At 70.0% G+C, this 17,196-nt stretch carries 16 protein-coding genes; 13 read left to right on the top strand and 3 right to left on the bottom strand.

Translation table 11 applies throughout. From position 1 onward, the window contains the following. Positions 1-367: 367 nt before the first annotated feature. Positions 368-1,042, bottom strand: a complete 675-nt coding sequence (locus ACFUN8_RS21020) for a hypothetical protein (RefSeq protein WP_383639656.1) — start codon at positions 1,040-1,042, stop codon at positions 368-370. 5 nt (positions 1,043-1,047) lie between these two features. Then, a complete protein-coding gene (locus ACFUN8_RS21015) occupies positions 1,048-4,725 on the bottom strand; it encodes a hypothetical protein (RefSeq protein WP_383639653.1) in 3,678 nt (1,225 codons plus the stop codon). A gap of 308 nt (positions 4,726-5,033) precedes the next feature. Between ACFUN8_RS21015 and ACFUN8_RS21010 the strand changes: the two genes are divergently transcribed. From ACFUN8_RS21010 to ACFUN8_RS20955, 12 genes are all read left to right on the top strand, one after another. Then, the gene (locus tag ACFUN8_RS21010) at positions 5,034-6,581 is read left to right on the top strand and encodes a phage tail sheath family protein (RefSeq protein ID WP_383639651.1); all 1,548 of its coding nucleotides are present in this window, start codon (positions 5,034-5,036) and stop codon (positions 6,579-6,581) included. Between the two features lie 69 nt (positions 6,582-6,650). After that, a complete protein-coding gene (locus ACFUN8_RS21005; protein ID WP_189108417.1) occupies positions 6,651-7,094 on the top strand; it encodes a phage tail protein in 444 nt (147 codons plus the stop codon). Beyond that, positions 7,094-7,576, top strand: coding sequence for a hypothetical protein (locus ACFUN8_RS21000; protein WP_383639648.1), 483 nt, complete (start codon positions 7,094-7,096; stop codon positions 7,574-7,576). The genes ACFUN8_RS21005 and ACFUN8_RS21000 overlap by 1 nt, the downstream gene beginning before the upstream one ends. Continuing rightward, entirely contained in the window at positions 7,573-7,716 is a 144-nt protein-coding gene (locus tag ACFUN8_RS20995; protein ID WP_007457431.1) for a DUF6760 family protein, read from the top strand. Before ACFUN8_RS21000 ends, ACFUN8_RS20995 begins: the two co-directional genes overlap by 4 nt. A gap of 1,284 nt (positions 7,717-9,000) precedes the next feature. Next, a complete protein-coding gene (locus ACFUN8_RS20990) occupies positions 9,001-9,450 on the top strand; it encodes a hypothetical protein (protein WP_383639645.1) in 450 nt (149 codons plus the stop codon). Between the two features lie 12 nt (positions 9,451-9,462). Next, the gene (locus ACFUN8_RS20985; protein ID WP_383639642.1) at positions 9,463-9,900 is read left to right on the top strand and encodes a phage tail protein; all 438 of its coding nucleotides are present in this window, start codon (positions 9,463-9,465) and stop codon (positions 9,898-9,900) included. A gap of 5 nt (positions 9,901-9,905) precedes the next feature. Next, positions 9,906-10,754 carry a peptidase M23 gene (locus ACFUN8_RS20980; protein ID WP_383639640.1) on the top strand — a complete coding sequence of 283 codons (849 nt, stop codon included), beginning with the start codon at positions 9,906-9,908 and terminating at the stop codon, positions 10,752-10,754. Next, a complete protein-coding gene (locus tag ACFUN8_RS20975; RefSeq protein WP_383639637.1) occupies positions 10,754-12,733 on the top strand; it encodes a VgrG-related protein in 1,980 nt (659 codons plus the stop codon). The genes ACFUN8_RS20980 and ACFUN8_RS20975 overlap by 1 nt, the downstream gene beginning before the upstream one ends. A 37-nt stretch (positions 12,734-12,770) precedes the next feature. Continuing rightward, complete coding sequence (locus tag ACFUN8_RS20970; protein ID WP_383639634.1) at positions 12,771-13,058, top strand: PAAR domain-containing protein; 288 nt, start codon at positions 12,771-12,773, stop codon at positions 13,056-13,058. 8 nt (positions 13,059-13,066) lie between these two features. Next, positions 13,067-13,498 carry a GPW/gp25 family protein gene (locus ACFUN8_RS20965; RefSeq protein WP_383639631.1) on the top strand — a complete coding sequence of 144 codons (432 nt, stop codon included), beginning with the start codon at positions 13,067-13,069 and terminating at the stop codon, positions 13,496-13,498. After that, on the top strand, positions 13,495-15,549 hold the full coding sequence (locus ACFUN8_RS20960) for a putative baseplate assembly protein (RefSeq protein WP_383639628.1): 2,055 nt from the start codon (positions 13,495-13,497) through the stop codon (positions 15,547-15,549). The genes ACFUN8_RS20965 and ACFUN8_RS20960 overlap by 4 nt, the downstream gene beginning before the upstream one ends. Before the next feature lie 4 nt (positions 15,550-15,553). Further along, positions 15,554-16,117 carry a phage tail protein gene (locus ACFUN8_RS20955; protein ID WP_383639625.1) on the top strand — a complete coding sequence of 188 codons (564 nt, stop codon included), beginning with the start codon at positions 15,554-15,556 and terminating at the stop codon, positions 16,115-16,117. 16 nt (positions 16,118-16,133) lie between these two features. Here ACFUN8_RS20955 and ACFUN8_RS20950 read toward each other — a convergent pair whose 3' ends face one another. Further along, on the bottom strand, positions 16,134-16,496 hold the full coding sequence (locus ACFUN8_RS20950) for a hypothetical protein (protein ID WP_383639622.1): 363 nt from the start codon (positions 16,494-16,496) through the stop codon (positions 16,134-16,136). Between the two features lie 157 nt (positions 16,497-16,653). Between ACFUN8_RS20950 and ACFUN8_RS20945 the strand changes: the two genes are divergently transcribed. Then, a complete protein-coding gene (locus ACFUN8_RS20945; protein ID WP_383639619.1) occupies positions 16,654-17,178 on the top strand; it encodes a discoidin domain-containing protein in 525 nt (174 codons plus the stop codon). Positions 17,179-17,196 lie beyond the last annotated feature (18 nt).

Here is a 17,196-nt window from a genome sequence, read left to right as displayed (position 1 = left end):
TGTGCGGCGATTCACCACCCTCTCTGGAGAGGGTCATTGTCGCCGATCTCGACCAACCACTCAGTCCGGCAGCTGTGTTAGAGAGACCGTAATGACTAGGGCTGGGACCAAGGTCTGGGTCGGCGCGTGCTTCCGCTACGACGGAGAGACTGTCGAGGTAGTGGCGATGGCCGCAACTGAGGCTGGCAACCAGGTAGTTCAGAAGGATACTCGGGCGTGATCTGTCTGGCCCTGAAGGAGCCCTGCTGTTCTCGGACCGCGCGGCCAATCACTCTTGGCAGTCCTGAACCAGCGCCCGAGGACTCCGAGGAAATCGTTCGAGACTTCCCGGTCCGCCTCGACAAGCTCCTGCCGCTGCACTGACCGGTCAAGCGGCGGCGAGACGAGCCGCTCGGTAAGTGATCGGTTCGGTATCCAGTTCTTTCAGCGCGTCCCGGAACTGTTCGGTCGGCTCGGCACCGGGATTTTCGACGGCCCTCACCAGCCAGCCATCCCCAAGCGTCTGGGACGCGTACGCAGGCAGGGCCGCGAGTCGAACGCGAACCTGCTCGGTGAGCCCCTTACCGGAGACGTAGGTCCACGGTCCGAACTCTTCCGGCAGGTTGGAGCCGGGCCGAAGGCGGGTGGACGGGTAGATCCGCCCGCACCCGTCGAGGTGCCACGCCGTCAGGTGCGCCACGCTCGGGCTGAGGCCCGCCACGAGCTGTGATGTCAGGGCGACAGCCATCTCCCATTCCTGCTTGAGAACATCCCCCGGCTCATCCAGGTGGACCGTCAGGAAGATGGTGCCGTCGCCATCCGGCTCGAAATCGCCGAGACTCACATGAACCCAGGAGTTGAGCGCCGGCTGAGCCGGATGCGTGAGGGCGACCGTCATAGCCTCCCCCTCCCCGTTGAGGAAGCGCGTACTGCGGGCACCTTTCGGCTGAAATCCTTCGTCGGCGAACTGGCCCAGCGCGGCAACGGCCCTGCGCAGCACGGTGCTCTCGGAGGCTCCTGTCTTAAGGACCAGCTCGCTGCCTGCCGCGTACGGATGATCCATAGCCATCACCCGCTCCATCTCACGTCGATGCCCATCGTCGCCCCCACCTCTCTGGCATCCTCGATGACCTCACGGAACGCTGCCTGTGAACGTGGGTCGAGGCCGCTGAACTCAGGCCAGTCGATGATGTGTGTGGTGTATTTTCCACGACCGCCTTCTATTTGACCGGTAAGCTGAGCCGCCAATTTGGCGGTCAACTCGGCCCGGCGTTCGGTGCTGAGCTTGCCGGTCACGTGCTTGTACTCGATCATGACGTGTTGCGACTGGCCGTCGATGCGCATCCGAGCCGTGTAGTCGATGCGCTTCTGCCCGACCTTCACCTCGACGCCGGTGAGGCCTTCACCCTTCTGAAGGAAGTTCACGATGGCTTCCATCTGCTTGCGGATGCCCATGTTGAATGGCCGTTTCTTGTTGGCGCCTTTTTCGAGCTGGTTCGCGAGACCTTCGGGATTTCCCTCGAGATCCGGCGCTTCGTCGAGATTCAGCTTATTTCGGTGGGTAGCGATCGCGGCGCGGTACGCCTTGATTACCTCCATGTCGGCCCGCAGAATACCCGCACCCTTCTGCACGAGTTCGTTCAGGTTGACGTGCACCTTGGGAAAGGTACGCTTGTCGGCCGATCCGAACCCGCCTGCGCGCTGAATCTGCAGGAATGAGTAGCTCCCGCCGTACAGGAACGTTCCGCTGTCCGGCCGCACATCGTAGCCGAGCAGTCCCTTTGGTACATCGGCGACGGGTTTGCCGAGCCAAGGCTCGATGGAGTTCTTCTGTTCAAAGATTTCTTTGAGCAAGTCGGCAAGCTGATTTTGTTCGGCGGAGAGCTCCGCCTGCTCCTTGGACATCTTCTGTTTGGACGCCGCTTCCCTCTTCTCAGGGACGTGAACCGCAAGCTTCGCGATCTCGTTCGCCTGACCACCGGCGTTTGTCGCCAGCTGGAGCGCGGCCTGAGCCTTCTGCTTGATCTCGGGATTAGTCTTCTCGTCGGTGATGACGCGGTTGAGATAGCTCACGACCGGCTGTTCCGTGCTGGCGACCATCAGCGTCGCCTTGCCGCCGGCCGCCGCGACGAAGAGCCGATGTCCGTGCCCGCCCGCAGAGAAATTGACGATTTCCCAGTCCGGTTTCAGGGTGTGGCCTTCGCCCGGCTGCTTTTGATCCGGCCCGGCCTTGCCCTTGTCGCCCTTGAGCTTGGACTTGAGTTTCGCCCAGAGCTTCTTGCCCTTCTTGGCGATGAAGTCGACGATCTTGTCGATGGCCCGGGTCACCGGGCGTGATACGGATTGGAAGACCGACTTGACCTTGTTCGCCAGGCCGCCGATGCCCAGGAGCGCCGCGAGGAAGCCGATCAGGAGTGGGACGCTTGCCGCGAGGGCCGCTTCTACCAGTTTGGGGACGCCCGCCTGGCCGCCGTTGGCTATTTGGATCACCGCGTCGAGGACCGCGTTGACGAACTCGATGATCTGGGCGCCCTGCGTCACGATGAACGTGACGATGTCGATGATTCCCTTGACCGCCCTGACGAACGCGGACGCCGGGTTGAGCAGGGAGAGGATCCAGGTGATCCCCGCGACGATCACCGTTGGGATCAGGTAGGTCGTCAGCTTGGAGAGGATCGTCGCCTTCAGGTCGCCCGTCTCCGCCTGGATCTCCTTCGCCGCGCCGGCCGGGCCCTCGCGGGCGAGGCTCTGGGCCACCGGGACCGACGTTTCGACCGCCGACATCGCCTCGTCCGGGACGCCCTTGCGGGTCACGCGGGCGCGGATGTTGTCCCAGGTCAGGCCCAGCAGTGAGCCGATGATCTGGATGATGCCCTTGAGGTCGAACCGCGCCGGGAGTTCCAGGCCCGCCTTGACCGCCGTGCCCAGCAGCCAGGACACGACACCCGTCTTGAGGTGGTCGGCGATGTTGGAGACGAAGAGGTTCAGGCCCGCGCCGACCGCTCTGACCAGGTTGCCGAGGAAACCGATCGGGTCCTTGATGATCTTCATGATCGCGGAGGCGGCCTTCGCCAGGATCCCCAGGAGCAGGTTCTTCAGCTCGTTGATCGTCTTGATCGCGCCGACGATCGCGTCCTTCGCCTTGTCGATCAGCCCCCGGTTGGCCTCCTGGAGCTTCTTGATCTCCTCGTCGATCTTGTTCAGCGCGGCGGTGTACTTCGACGCCAGGTCCTGGACCAGTTGCTCCGACTTCTCGTCGACCGTGGCTTCCAGGTCGTCGAACTTGCCCGCGAAGTCCTTCGCCGCCTCCTCGCCGAACTCCTTCAGATCCGCGGGGAGTCTGTCGACCTCCGCCTTCAACTCCGCCCGGCCCTTGGCGATACGCGCCTTCGCCCGCCCCAGCTCCGCGCCGATGATGTCCGCCACCGACGAGATGACCGTCCGCATCTGGGAGACGTAGAGCTTGCGGGCCTCCTGGTAGAGGTCGTTCGCCTCCTTCGGGAGCCCGGTGAACTTGTCCTTCACCCAGCGGGCCTTGCCGGTCCAGCCCGAGTAGCGCTTGTCCTTGTACTTCTTCATCCGGCGCTTGTGGTCCGCCGTGAACGCGTCCCGCGCCGCCTTCTCCCCCGACGTGAACGCCGTGTCGACCTTCTTGTCCAGGCCGGACAGCGTCTCCTCGACGTCCTTCTTCGTGCCGTCGTAGACCTTCTGGAGCTTCGCCGTGACCTCGGCGCGCTTCTTCTCGTCCTTCGACTTGGTGTCGCCCTTGCCGCCGTCCACCTGCTTCCCGGCCGCACTCCGCGTCGCGGTCAGAGCCGTCATCGCCTGGGCGCCGGACGCCGCCGCGCCCTCCTTCGCGGTGGACAGCTGCTGGTCCTCGGCCGCCTTCCCCTTCGCCGGGGCCTTCGCGGCGTCGGCCTCGGAGGTCTTCTTCGCGGACAGCGCCTCGTTGAACTCCGGCTCGTTGCCCTTCGCCAACTGCTCCTCGGTGACCTCCGCGTCCGCCATCGCCTGATCGTTCTGCGCGGGGCCTTCCGAGAAGTCGGTGACGGCGGCGGGCTGTTTCTCCGGGATCGCGTCCGCCGCCGACGGGGCGCCCGGATTGCCCGGGGCCTGGTCCGGGGTGAGGGGGGTGACCTCTTTGTCCTTGGCCGCCGATGTGTCCGGCGGGGCCTTGGTCGCGGTGGCGATGTCCTTGGCCGAGGACTCCTTGCCGTCCGTGACCTTTCCGTCGACCTCCGCCTTGACCTGGTCCGCCTTGCCCGACTTGGAGAACTTGTCCGCCTCGTCGAGGTTCTTCGGCGCCTGCGCGTCGATCGCCTTGTTCACCGCGTCGACGAAGGCTTCCTTGTCGAACTCGCCGGGCTTCGCCGCGTTCATCTTCTCGGCGTTCGCGGCCTTGCCCTGGGCTTCCTTGTCGTCCGGCGGCGCCACCGCCGCGTCCTGCGACGCCTTCGCCTCACCCACCGCCGGCGGATGGACGGCGATCTTCGTCTTCTTCGCCGCCACGTCCGCCTTGACCTTGCGGAAACCGGCCGCCTGGGCCGGCGACGGCTTCACCGGAGCCGTATAGCGCTGGGCCACGAGGCGGGACACCGCCGCGTTCCCCACCGCGCCCTGCAGACGTTGGAGGCTGCGGCGGTCCGGACGCGCGGGGGCCGTCCGCGTACGGGACACGTCCACCCGGGAGGCGGTGGGTGAACCGGGCCGGGTGGGGCTCTCGCCCTTCTCCGGGACCGCCTTCATCCGTTCGCCCCTCCCCTTCGGCCTCGGCCGCGCTCTCGGACGTGACTTGTCAGGGTGCGGGGCCCACGCCCGTGGTGCGCAGGATGCGCGGACCGGGGTGGGGGCAGACCTCGCCGGCACGGCGGGAGGGGTCGCGTTGCCTCTTCGGGCAGTCGTCCGTGCACGGCGGGGCGGCCGAGTATCCGTTCCGGGTGATCGGCTCAGTGGCGAGAATGGCCGGCGTTCCCCGGTCGAGGAGCGAGCCAGATAGCGAGCCCAAGCAGCCGGCCCAAGTTGCGAGTCCAGGAGCGCGTCGAAGAGAGGCACCTATGCCGTCGTACCTGTCCCCCGGCGTCTACGTCGAAGAGGTCGAGTCCGGGTCCCGGCCGATCGAAGGGGTGGGCACCTCGATAGCCGCCTTCGTCGGCTTCGCCCAGAAGGGCCCGTTCGACGAGCCGACGCTGATCACGAACTGGAGCCAGTACGTGAGTACCTTCGGCGACTTCGTCGACGGTACGTACCTCGCCTCGTCCGTCTACGGCTTCTTCTCCAACGGCGGCGGCATCTGTTACGTCGTACGGATCGGCGACGGCACCTCGGTGGGCGGCGACGGCGAGACCGGGGAGCTGGCCGCCGGAGCCGAAGTGCAGATCGGTCCCTACGCCGTGAAGCCCCGGCCGGGTGTGGCCGGTGAGATCAGCGTGGAGGTGACCGAGGCCGAGGGTGACGATCCTCCGTCCGACACCTTCCAGCTCATCGTGCGCCGCGACGGACAGGTCGCGGAGACGTACCCCTCCGTGACGACGAAACGCAGCAAGGAGAACGTCGCCACCCGGGTCAACGCCAAGTCGGAGCTGGTCGAGATACGCGACCCCGGGCGCGGCGCCGCCCCCGCCCGGCCCGAGCCGCAGACGGTGGCCCTCGCCCCCGCCGCTCCCGCCGCCCCGGACGCCGGCAGTGCCGGTGCGCTCGCCCCCGAGGTGTACGTGGGTGACGCCGACCGCCGGACCGGGCTGGGCGGTCTTGAGGCGGTCGACGAGATCACGATGATCGCCGTGCCTGACCTGATGAGCGCGTACCAACGCGGCCTGCTGGATCTGGAGTCGGTGATCGCTGTTCAGCAAGGGGTCATATCTCACTGCGAGTTGATGGGTGACCGAGTGGCGATCCTGGATCCACCGCCGGGTCTCTCACCGCAGCAGGCCCGGAGTTGGCGTACGGACCGGGCGAACTTCGACTCGAAGTACGCCACGCTCTACTACCCGTGGATCAGCGTCGCCGACCCGGCGTCCGGCCGCGCCACCCTCGTCCCGCCGAGCGGGCACATCGCCGGCGTCTGGGCGCGCAACGACGACACACGCGGGGTGCACAAGGCGCCGGCGAACGAGGTCGTACGGGGCGCGGTCGCACTCCAGACCCAACTCACCAAGGGCGAGCACGATTTGCTCAACCCGATCGGGCTGAACTGCATCCGCTCCTTCCCCGGCCGGGGCATCCGGGTGTGGGGCGCGCGGACGCTCGCGTCGGATCCGGCCTGGCGGTACCTGAATGTACGGCGGCTCTTCAACTACCTGGAGGAGTCGATCCTCGCAGGCACACAGTGGGTCGTCTTCGAGCCGAACGACGACGCGCTGTGGGCGCGGGTCCGCCGTACCGTCTCGGCGTTCCTGGTGAACGAATGGCGGAAGGGGTCGCTGTTCGGACTGACTCCGGACGAGGCGTTCTACGTGAAGTGCGACCGCGAGACGAACCCGCCCGAGAGCATCGACGCCGGTCAGGTCGTCTGCGAGATCGGGGTCGCGCCGGTCAAGCCGGCCGAGTTCGTGGTGTTCCGGCTCGCCCAACTGACCGGCGGCAGCGGCGGGATCGACGAATGACCCGCGCGGACCGCCTCGGGCCACCTGGGCCGCCACGTCCGTTTCTGAGTACGGCGTAAGGAGTCTGTTGTGCCACTTCCCGATCTCGACAGTTCCGTCGGGCATTCCTTCGGCCTTGAATTCGACAGCGTCATCATCAAGCAGATCACCGAGGTCAGCGGTCTGAAGATGGAGCAGGACGTCATCGAGCTGAAGCAGAACACCGCCGACGGCAAGTACGCCATCAAGAAGCTGCCTGGCCGCCCGAAGGCCGGGGAGGTCACCGTGACCCGGGGGCTCACGGAGGACAACAGCTTCGAACGCTGGATCAGGGACTCCCGGTTCGGACGCATGACGGACGCCCGTCGCAACGGCGCGGTCATCGTCTACGACTACGAGGGCATTCCGATCAAGCGCTACACGCTCATCAACGCCTGGCCGAAGTCGCTGGAGATCGGGACGCTCAAGGCCGGTGACACCTCGGTTCTGACGGAGAAGCTGGCGATCACGTACGAGAGCATGGAACTCGGCTGATGCGCCGCACCGTTCACTTCCAGGCACCCGACCGGGCCGCGCCCGAGACGGGCGGGCCACAGCAGGGCCAGGGGCAGGGTCGGGGGCAGGGCCAGACGCGCCAACCCGAGCCGCTGCGGACCGAGTTCGGCTTCGAGCTGCCGCGCGGGTACGTGGACGAGTCGGGCACCGTGCACCGTAACGGCGTGATGCGGCTCGCCACCGCGCGGGACGAACTGGTGCCCTTGCGGGACGACCGGGTGCGCGAGAACTCCGCGTACCTGTCGGTCGTCCTCATCTCCCGCGTCGTAACCAGGATAGGCACCGTCGAGGACATCCACCCAGGCGTCATCGAGGACCTGTTCGCCTCCGACCTGGCGTTCCTCCAGGACTTCTACCGCCGGATCAACGCGGAGGGCCACACCCGCGCCGCCGTCAACTGCCCTTCCTGCCAGGAGGAGTTCACGGTGGATCTCGCCGGTGGCCGCCTGGGGGAATCGTGACGTACGCGGCCGACCTGCTGTACGAGGAAGTCGCGTACCTCGCCTATCACTTCCACTGGCCGCTGGACGACCTGCTGGATCTGGAACATCCGGAGCGGCTGAAGTTCGTCGCACAGGTCGCTCGCCTCAACGGGCACTGACGACGACACGGGGAGGGCGGGAGAGCCATGGGGCTGATGTCCTGGCTGCGCGGCGGTCGTTCGGGGGGTGACGGTGACGCTGTGCCCGCTGCTCCGGCCGGGCGGGCGGAGGAGGTGGGTGGGCAGGGCGACCGGGGCGACCGGGTTGATGTACGGCGGCTGGCGCCCATGCAGCGGACCGTGCCCGAGCAGGACCTCGTCATCAACCCCGTTGCGTTCCAAGGGGCGTTGTCCACCCGGCAAGCGACCGCGCTCGGGACGCCGCTCGGGCATCTGGTCACCCCTGACGCGCCCACCGGAGTACTGCACGGGATCGCCAGTCCCGCGCCGGGGAGCCCTGTGCCGTCGGCTCAGCGGTCGGTCGAGATGCCTTCACGGAGGACGTCGGGCGGAGAGGGTACGCCCCAAGGGCGGGGTGGAGCTTCTGCCGCGGTGCCTGGTTCGGTGTCCGTTGCGGTGCCTGCCGTTGTACCGGCGCTCGCCTCCGTGCCCGAGGTCGTTCCCGTGCCCGAGGTCGTTCCCGTGCCTGAGGCCGTTCCCGTGCCTGAGGCCGTTCCCGTACAGCGCGCGTCCTCGCCCATGACCACCGCCGGTACGTCGGCCGTCGCCGACCTGCCTGTACGTCAACTGGTCGGCGAGCAGCCACTCGTAGCCACAGCTACTCCCCCTCCCCCGCAGGAGTCGGCGCAGCCTTCGTCCGAGCCGGTGTCGGCGCCGCAGCCCCGGCGCACGCCCGGACTCGGGGCGCCGCTGGCCGGGCTGCCGCCGACGGCTCAGCGGCAGGCCGCCGCGGCCGTGCCGGGGAGCGGTGCGCCGGAGAACGTGCCGCCGTCGGTCGCTCCGTTGCTTGGTGACGATCCGTTGGTGGATTCGGTGCCCGAAGGCGGAGGCGAAAGCGCGGGCGAGGTCGCGGACGAGGTTGGGGCGCCAGTTCAGCGGTTCGTCGGCTCCGCGACGCGGCCCACTTCTCCTCTCCTACCTCCGCCCAGCGCCGTGTCCACACCCACTGTCCCGTTGCTCGGCGACCGGCCGTTGACCCCCCGCACCACCACCGTCCAGCGTGCCGCGCGGGGCGGCGGGGAACCTCCGCAGACGGAGCCCCCGCCCCCGCCCGCACCCCCGCCTGTTCCCGTGCGGTGGACCACGTCCGGTCCGCCCTCATCGGCGACGCCGTCCCCATCAGCCTCCGTACCCGTAGCCGTACCCGTAGCCGTACCCCTACAACGGTCGGCCGCCGTCACCGTACAGCGGCAAGGGGTCGGCGGGCCGCCGGTGTCGGGGTCCGTGGCTCGTACCGACAGCGGCGCCCGGCTTCCCACGGCCGGTGCCTTCGCCGTGGCTGCCGGGGTGGCCCAGCGGATGCCCGACGGGAGCGTCGTCTTCGGCTCCTCGTCAGCCCCGTCAGCCCCCTCAGCCCAATCAGTTCCGTCAGCCCCGTCCTCATCCGGCAGCTCGCAACCCGTCATCCAGCGCGACGCCGAACTCGCCGAGGAGCCCCCGCCACCCGACTCCGCACCGGCCGGCGAGCCTGAACTCGCCTCCGAGACCGTCTCCGCCGACGACGGCGGCAGTCCAGCGCCGCCCCGCTCCGGTGCAGCGCCGGGCCGGCCCGGCGCGCCCGCCGTCACCGACGAACTCGTCCGGGCCCTGTACGCACCGCTCAGCCGGCTCCTCAAGGCCGACCTCCGGCTGGAACGCGAACGCGCCGGATTCCTCATCAACACCCGCCACTGAGAGGTACGTGTCATGGCCACCTCCCCGGACAGCGATCCCGCCGTCAGCGTCTGCTTCGTCGTGACGATCGACGACATCGAACTCGGATCGTTCAACACCTGCGACGGCCTGGGCTGCGAAGTGGTGCTCGAAACCCGGGAGGAGGGCGGCAACAACGGGCATGTGTGGCAGCTGCCGACCCGCCTGAAGTACTCCAACGTGAAGCTGTCCCGGCCGCTCACCCGGGAGACCGAGAAGGTGGCGCGCTGGTTCGCCACGATGACGACCGGGTTCAGCCGCAAGACGGCGCACATCGAGGCGCGTACCGGTGACGGGCGGAAGGTGGCCCAGTGGGGGCTGCTGGAGGTCGTACCCGTGCGCTGGACGGGGCCCTCGTTCACGCCCGAGTCGCCGAAGGTCGCGATGGAGACGATCGAGATCGCCCATCACGGCTATGTGATGGAGGGCTGAGCGGTATGTGCGCGGCGGGACCGATCGCCTTCAGCGCCGCCGGTACGTCAGGGGTGGCCTCGGCCGCGCGAGGCGGATCGGGCGGGTCGGCCCGGCCCAAGCTGGAACACGCCTATCTGGAGCTGCGGACACCGCCCACCGGTGGTGGTCTGACACCCGGCGGCCCGTGCGGCCGGATCGATTTCCAGTTCAACCCGAAGGAGTTGATCCTCACCAAGGCGGCGTCGTGGAAGCGGACTCCGGCCAAGGGGGCGAAGAGTTCGGGCCCTCCGGAGTACCAGGGCTCCCAGCCCAGCAAGTTGACCGTCGAGATGTTCTTCGATGCCAGCGACACCCAGGACACCCGCGTGGTGACGTCGGTGGAGCAGTTGTTCGCGTGCTGCGTGCCGACGAACGAGACGCGGCAGCAGCAGCGGGCCTCGCCGCCGTGGGTGGTCTTCCACTGGGGCGGGCTCACGGGATTTCCCGGCTACGTGAGTCAAGTGGCCGCGAAATACACGCTGTTCACCACCTCCGGGGTGCCGATCCGGGCGGTCTGCCAGGTCACGATGGAGGAGATCAGCGGGGAGACACCGGGGCAGAACCCGACCTCCGGCGCGCTCGCCGCGCGCCGTGTGCACCGCGTCGACGCCGGGGACTCGCTGCCGTCGCTGGCGCACCGGGAGTACGGGGACGCCGGTGCCTGGCGCGTGATCGCCGAGGCGAACGGAATCGACGACCCGATGCGTCTCGCCCCCGGCACCCAACTCCTGCTGCCCGCGCTGGACGAGCTGAACCGGCTGCGGGACGGCGCGGACCGGGGCCCCGGCGGTTACGACGTCGCCGTTCCCGGCGGCATCGGGAGGCGGGGCTGATGTCCCAACAGGGCGTCGCCAGCGCGCTGGTGGTCGAGTTCGGCGGCACACCGCTGCCGCCGAAGTTCGCGAACACTCTGGTCGAGGGGTACGTGGATGACAGCCGTACGCTGCCAGACCTGTTCCTGCTGCGGTTCCGGGACCCCGACCGGGTGCTGCTGGAGCAGACCGGGCTGAGGATCGGCGGCGAGGCCCGGCTGCTGGCCCGCGCCGGCGGTGACTCGGCCCCGAAACCGCTGCTCGACGGCGTGGTCACCGCGCTGGAGGTGGAGCTGGACGAGACGGGCACGTTCACCGTCGTACGGGGGCTCGACGAGTCGCACCGGCTGTTCCGGGGGCGGCGGGTGGCCAGCTACCAGAACATGACGCTCGCCGACATCTGCGGCCAGGTCGCCCAGCGCGCCGGGCTGAAGCCGGGGACGGTGGACGTCGCCGGGCCCGTGATCGAGCACATCGCCCAACCCAACGTGACCGACTGGGAGTTCGTGCGCGGGCTGGCCGAGGAGGCCGGAGCCCAGGCGTACGTACGCGACGGGCAACTGCACATCACCCGCCCCGCCGAGGCGAGTTCGGCACCGGACGGCTCGGCGCGCGCCGACCGTAACCCTCTCGTCCTGGAGCTGGGCGGCAATCTGCTGCGCTGTCGGGCCGGGGTGTCCGCCGCCGAGCAGGTCTCCGAGGTGGAGGTGCGCGGCTGGGACGTCCAGGCCAAGGAACCGCTGGTGGGCAAGGCGCCGGCGGGGACCTCGTCGACGCTGGAGTTGGGGGTGTCGGCGGCGGAGGTGTCCGCCCCGTTCGGCGAGGCGCGGTTCGTGGTGACGGACGCGGCGTACGGGACGCAGGCCCAGGTGGACCAGGCGGCCAAGGCCCTGGCGGAACGGATCGCCGGGTCGTTCGCGGAGCTGGAGGCGGTGATCCGGGGGAATCCGGCGGTCCGGGCGGGCAGCGCGGTGGCGTTGAACGCGGTGGGCGCGCCGTTCGAGGGCCGGTACACCGTGACGTCGTCGCGCCATGTCTTCGACGCCGTACGCGGTTACGAGACGTGGATCACGGTCTCCGGGCAGCAGGAGCGCTCGCTGTTCGGGCTGACCGGCGGCGCTCCGGGACCGGGCGGCTCGGGAGGCTCGGGTGGGGGCGGGCGGTGCGCGGGGCTGGTCAGCGGGACGGTGACGGACACTCAGGACCCGGAGGGATCCGGGCGGGTGAAGGTCCGCTTCCCGTGGCTGTCGGACGAGTACGCGAGCGACTGGGCGCGCACGGCGCAGTCGGGCGGGACGAGTGGCGGCGAGGCGTTCATCCCTGAGGTCGGGGACGAGGTGCTGGTCGGCTTCGAGCACGGCCATCTGGACCGACCGTTCGTTTTGGCGGGGTTGTACAACGGGGTGGACAGACCGGGCGGAGGCGGTGGCGGCAGTGGCGGGGGCGGTGGCTCCGGTGGAGGCGGGGCGGCTGGAGGAGCCGGCGCTCCCGCTGCTCCCGGCGCTCCCGGCGCCCCAGGTGCTCCCGGCGGCGGTGACGAACTCGTCGACCCGACCAGCGGCGCCGTGAACCGCCGCGCCTTCGCCTCCAAGAGCGGGAACCAACTGGAGCTGCTGGACGCGGCGAACGGCCCCCAAGGAGTGCGGCTCCGCACGGGCGACGGCAAGCTCACGATCGCCCTCGACCGCACCGAAACAGCCATCGTCATCAACAGCGACGGCAGCGTGACGATCGAGGCCAAGGAGCGAGTCTCCATCAAGGCGCCCGGCGGCGTCGCGCTGGACGCCGGGCGCGGAGCGCTCGAACTCGCCGGGGACAGCGTCACGTTGACGTCCCGCAGTGGTGTCTCGGTCGACGGCGGGAACGGCAAGGTCGCGCTCTCCAGCGGCGGTTCGGTGGAGGTGCGCGGCGGCCAGGTCACGGTCGACGGCACACGGCGTACGGACATCAAGAGCGGCAGTTCGGTGTCGGTCAACGCCCCCATGATCAAGCTCAACTGACGAGGCGTCACAGGCGAGGAACAGGAGAGTGCACCGTATGTCGGCAGCAGCAGCCGCGGCCGCCCGGGTCGGCGACCCGACCGGGCACCCCGGCACGGTCGGACCGCCCGGTGTGCCGTCCGTGCTGATCGGGGGAAAGCCCGCCGCGACGGTCGGCACCGTACACAACTGCGCGTCGCCCGCGGCCCATCCGCCGTCGGTGATCGCGCCGCCCGGCAGTTCGAGCGTGCTGATCGGCGGGAAACCGGCCGCCCGGGCCGGCGATCTGGCGGGCTGCGGCTCGCCGGTGGTGTCGGGCTGCGCGACCGTACTGATCGGGGGGTGAGCGGCCGCATGGGACAGCAATTCATCGGCGCGGGCTGGGCGTTCCCACCGCGTACGGACGCCACCGGGTCCATCGCCCTGGTGCGCGGCCGGCATGCCCTGGAGGAGTCGATCCGGCTGATCCTCGCGACGTCGCCGGGCGAGCGGCCGATGCGGCCCGAGTTCGGCTGCGCCATCAACGACTACGTGTTCGCCCCCGCCGACGCGGGCACGGCCGGCCAACTCGCCTACGAGGTAAGGCTGGCACTGGAGCGCTGGGAGCCCCGGATCGATGTCACCGAGGTCGTCGTCCGGTTCGACGCGGCCGACAACGGGGTGCTCTACATCGACATCGGCTACACCGTGCGAGGCGCGAACGACCCGCGCAATCTCGTCTTCCCGTTCTACGTGATCCCGCAGCACGCCGAGGAATCGGCCGACGACGAGGAGGCGGGCGCGTGACGCTGCCCGGTCCGCACCTGGACGACCGCACCTTCCAGGGCTTGGTGGACGAGGCCAAACGGCGGGTGCAGCAGCGCTGCCCGGAGTGGACCGACCACAATGTCTCGGACCCCGGGGTGACCCTGATCGAGGCGTTCGCGACCATGGTCGACCAGCTCGTCTACCGGGTGAACAGGGTCCCGGAGAAGAACTATCTCGCCTTCCTCGATCTGATCGGCGTACGGCTCCATCCGCCCACGGCCGCGCACACCGACGTGACGTTCCGGCTGTCCGCGCCCCGCCCGGACCCGGTGGTGGTGCGCGCCGGGACGGAAGTCGCCACGGTCCGTACGGAGACGGAGGAGGCGGTCGTCTTCACGACCTCCGAGCCCCTGTCGATCGTGCCGTGCGCCTTCGCCCACCTCGCCACCCGGCCGGCGTCCGGGGAGGCCGCCGACCGGACCGAGGAGCTGGCGCTCGGCCGGGAGGTGCCGTGCTTCGGGGCCACTCCCGCCGTCGGCGACTGTCTGTACGTGGGCCTGTCCTCCGCCGTGCCGGCGGGCGTTCTCGTACTGCGGCTGGACTGCACGGTGGACGGCGTCGGTGTCGATCCGCGGCGGCCGCCGGTGCTGTGGGAGGCGTGGGACGGCACTGCCTGGACGGTCTGCGAGATCGAGAGGGACGACACCGGCGGCTTCAACAGGTCCGGCGAACTGATCCTGCATCTGCCGAAGACCCACTCCCCGGCGGCAGTTGTACGGCGGACCGGCGGCTGGCTGCGCTGCCGCCTGATCGAGGCGGAGCCGGACCAGCCGACGTACATGGCGCCGCCCGTGGTCCGCCGGATCACCGCGTTCACGATCGGCGCGACGGTCCGGGCCGAGCACGCGGAGACCGTCACCGACGAGGTGCTGGGGCAGGCGGAGGGGGTGCCCGGCCAGGCGTTCACGCTGGCCCGACCGCCCGTCGTACCTGGTGAGTTCGTGGTGGAGGTGACCGGTCCGGGGTCAGGGGCGGACGCCGAACGGTGGTCCCGCGTGGACGACTTCGCGCACTCCGGTCCCGAGGACCGGCACGTCACGCTGGACGCGAACTCCGGGCGGGTCGAGTTCGGGCCCGCCGTACGCGAGCGGGACGGCGGAGTCCGCTACTACGGCGGAGTCCCGGCCAAGGGCGCCACCGTCCGGGTGCGCTCCTACCGCACCGGCGGCGGGCTGCGCGGCAACGTAGCCCGCTCGACGTTGCGGGTCCTGCGCGGCGCGATCCCCTACGTGGCCAGGGTCGAGAACCGACGGCCCGCGCTCGGCGGGGTCGACGGCGAGAGCGTCGACAGTGCGCGCGTGCGCGGGCCGATGACGCTGCGGACCCTGCACCGGGCGGTCGTTCCGCACGACTACGAACTCCTCGCGCGCGAGATCGCTCCGGACGCGGCGCGCGTGCACTGCATCAGGGCCGGTTCGGACGACGGGTCGGGCGGCGGTGGCGCGGACGCTGAGGCTTCAGCCGAGGCCGGAGGCGACACGGGGTCCAGTACGGGCGGCGACACGCGCGGCGATACGGGTGGGGTGGAGGCGGGCGGGGTGCGGCTGCTCATCGTGCCCGCCGGCCGCGGCGACGCGCGGGGCCGGATCGAGTTCGACGAGCTTGTCCCGCCCGAGCACACGCTCGCTCTGATCGCCGAGCACCTGGACGCCCGGCGGCCGATCGGGACCAGGCTGGCCGTCGAGCCGCCGTTCTACCAGGGCGTCACCGTCGTCGCGTCGGTCCAGACCGAGCGCGGGGCGGTCGCCGAGAAGGTACGGGAGATGGCGCTGGCCGCCCTGTACGGATACTTCAACCCGCTCACCGGCGGGCCGGGCGGACAGGGCTGGCCGTTCGGCCGGCCGGTGCAGTCGGGTGAGGCGTTCGCCGTGCTCCAACGGGTGCCGGGGGTGGACCTGGTGGAGGACGTACGGCTCTACCGCGCGGACCCGGTCACCGGGGAACGCACCGACGCGACCACGAAGATCCCGCTGGACCGGCACGCGCTCGTCTTCAGCTACGAACACCAGCTCCGGGTGAGAGGAGCCTGAGCCGATGCGCGCCGACGTCCCCGGACTGCCGACCCCGCACCCCCTGATCGAGCAACTGCCCGCCGTCTACCTGGAACAGGACTTCCTGCGGCGCTTCCTCGCGGCGCTCGACGACGTCCTGGCCCCGGTGCTGCTGACGATCGACAACGTGCCCGCGTATCTGGACCACCGCAGCGCGCCCGACGACTTCCTCGACTGGGTGGCCGGGTGGGTGGCGGTGGAGCCCCACGAGGACAGCCCGATCGACCGACGACGGGCCGAGATACGCGGAGCCGTGGCCAGACACGCGCGGCGCGGGACCCTCGGCGGACTGGCCGAAGCGGTCCGGCTGGAGACCGGCGGCGCGGAGCCGGAGATCGCCGAGAGTGGCGGCGCCATCTGGTCGACGACCCCGAACACACCGCTGCCGGGCCGGGCCGTCCCTTGGGTGACGATCCGGGTCAGGGCGGGTGAGGGGCAGCGGCTCGACCGGGTGCGGCTGGAGGAGCTGATCGCCACGGAGGTCCCCGCGCATGTGGGGTTCACGCTGGAACTGCTGCCGCCGGGCACGGGAGGTGTCGAGGAGTGATCTGCGAGGCGTGCGGTCATCGGAACGCGCCGGGGCGGGAGTTCTGTGCCTCGTGCGAGGCGTTCCTGGCCTGGGAGCCGGAGGAGAGGACGACGAACCCGCCGGAGCCGACGACGGACAGGTCGGCGGCGGACAGGTCGGCGGCGGCACCTGTCGTACCGGAACCTCCGGCGCCCGAACCGTCACCACCGCCCCTCACCACCACCGCCGCCGCCGCCCCGAGACGTCCGGGCGACAGCGAGGACCCCGCCCCGGGACCGGACGCGTGGCCGGACTCGGACGCGCGGGCGCGCGCCGCCGAGCCGCCCCCGGCGCCCGCCACCACCGGGCCGCCGATCGTCTGCCCCCACTGCCGTACGGAGAACACCCCGGACCGCACCCTCTGCGTCCGCTGCGCCCTTCTCCTGGACCCGGGCCCTCCCCCCGCGATCCGCCCGCCCTGGTGGCGCCGGATCCTCAGCCGCGAGCCCCGGCAGTCACCCGTCGCGGGCACCCGGCCGCGACGCGGATGGAGGCCACGGGTCGGGCTGCCGATCGTGCTGATCCTGCTGGCGGTGGGCATCTGGTTCGCGCTCCCCCACATGTCCGGTCTGTTCGGCCTCGCGAAGGAGGAGACGGGTAAGCCCGAGTCGGTGCCGCCCACGGAGTGCCGGGCGTCGAGTGCGCAGTCGGGCCATCCGGGCGGTGCGGCCGTCGACGGCTTCAACAACCGTTACTGGGCGCCCGAGGAGACCGGGGACGGTGTCGGGGAGTTCCTGGAGTGCGACTTCGCCGAGCCGGTGCGGGTGATGAAGCTGCTGGTGTTCTCGGGTACGTCGGCCCGCAAGGACGAATTCCTCACCCAGGCCCGCCCGGCGCGCGTCACCGTGCAACTGACCTCACAGGACGGCAAGTTGACCAGCCGGGCGATCCGGCTGCGCGACCAGGCGGGCGAGCAGACCTTCGACCTGCGCGGCTCGGACACGGTGCGGGCCAGGCTCATCGTCAACTCGTCGTACGGCGCGGCGAAGAACCGCCGGATCGCCCTGGCGGAACTGGAGTTCTTCGGCCGCAGGCCGTAACGGGCCCCGCATGGAGGC

Source organism: Streptomyces sp. NPDC057307 (assembly GCF_042667665.1).
In the GTDB taxonomy this organism is placed as follows: Bacteria; Actinomycetota; Actinomycetes; order Streptomycetales; family Streptomycetaceae; genus Streptomyces.
The sequence above is the reverse complement of the archived record's forward strand: the minus strand, read 5'-3'. Positions and strand labels throughout refer to the sequence as shown.

What these genes read in the sequence shown, in the direction of transcription:
- ACFUN8_RS21015 (WP_383639653.1), bottom strand. Translation starts at nt 4,725, where the DNA reads ATGAAGGCGGTCCCGGAGAAGGGCGAGAGCCCCACCCGGCCCGGTTCA.
- ACFUN8_RS20965 (WP_383639631.1), top strand. Translation starts at nt 13,067, where the DNA reads ATGGGACAGCAATTCATCGGCGCGGGCTGGGCGTTCCCACCGCGTACG.
- ACFUN8_RS20970 (WP_383639634.1), top strand. Translation starts at nt 12,771, where the DNA reads ATGTCGGCAGCAGCAGCCGCGGCCGCCCGGGTCGGCGACCCGACCGGG.
- ACFUN8_RS20980 (WP_383639640.1), top strand. Translation starts at nt 9,906, where the DNA reads ATGTGCGCGGCGGGACCGATCGCCTTCAGCGCCGCCGGTACGTCAGGG.
- ACFUN8_RS21000 (WP_383639648.1), top strand. Translation starts at nt 7,094, where the DNA reads ATGCGCCGCACCGTTCACTTCCAGGCACCCGACCGGGCCGCGCCCGAG.
- ACFUN8_RS21010 (WP_383639651.1), top strand. Translation starts at nt 5,034, where the DNA reads ATGCCGTCGTACCTGTCCCCCGGCGTCTACGTCGAAGAGGTCGAGTCC.
- ACFUN8_RS20955 (WP_383639625.1), top strand. Translation starts at nt 15,554, where the DNA reads ATGCGCGCCGACGTCCCCGGACTGCCGACCCCGCACCCCCTGATCGAG.
- ACFUN8_RS20985 (WP_383639642.1), top strand. Translation starts at nt 9,463, where the DNA reads ATGGCCACCTCCCCGGACAGCGATCCCGCCGTCAGCGTCTGCTTCGTC.
- ACFUN8_RS21020 (WP_383639656.1), bottom strand. Translation starts at nt 1,042, where the DNA reads ATGGATCATCCGTACGCGGCAGGCAGCGAGCTGGTCCTTAAGACAGGA.
- ACFUN8_RS20975 (WP_383639637.1), top strand. Translation starts at nt 10,754, where the DNA reads ATGTCCCAACAGGGCGTCGCCAGCGCGCTGGTGGTCGAGTTCGGCGGC.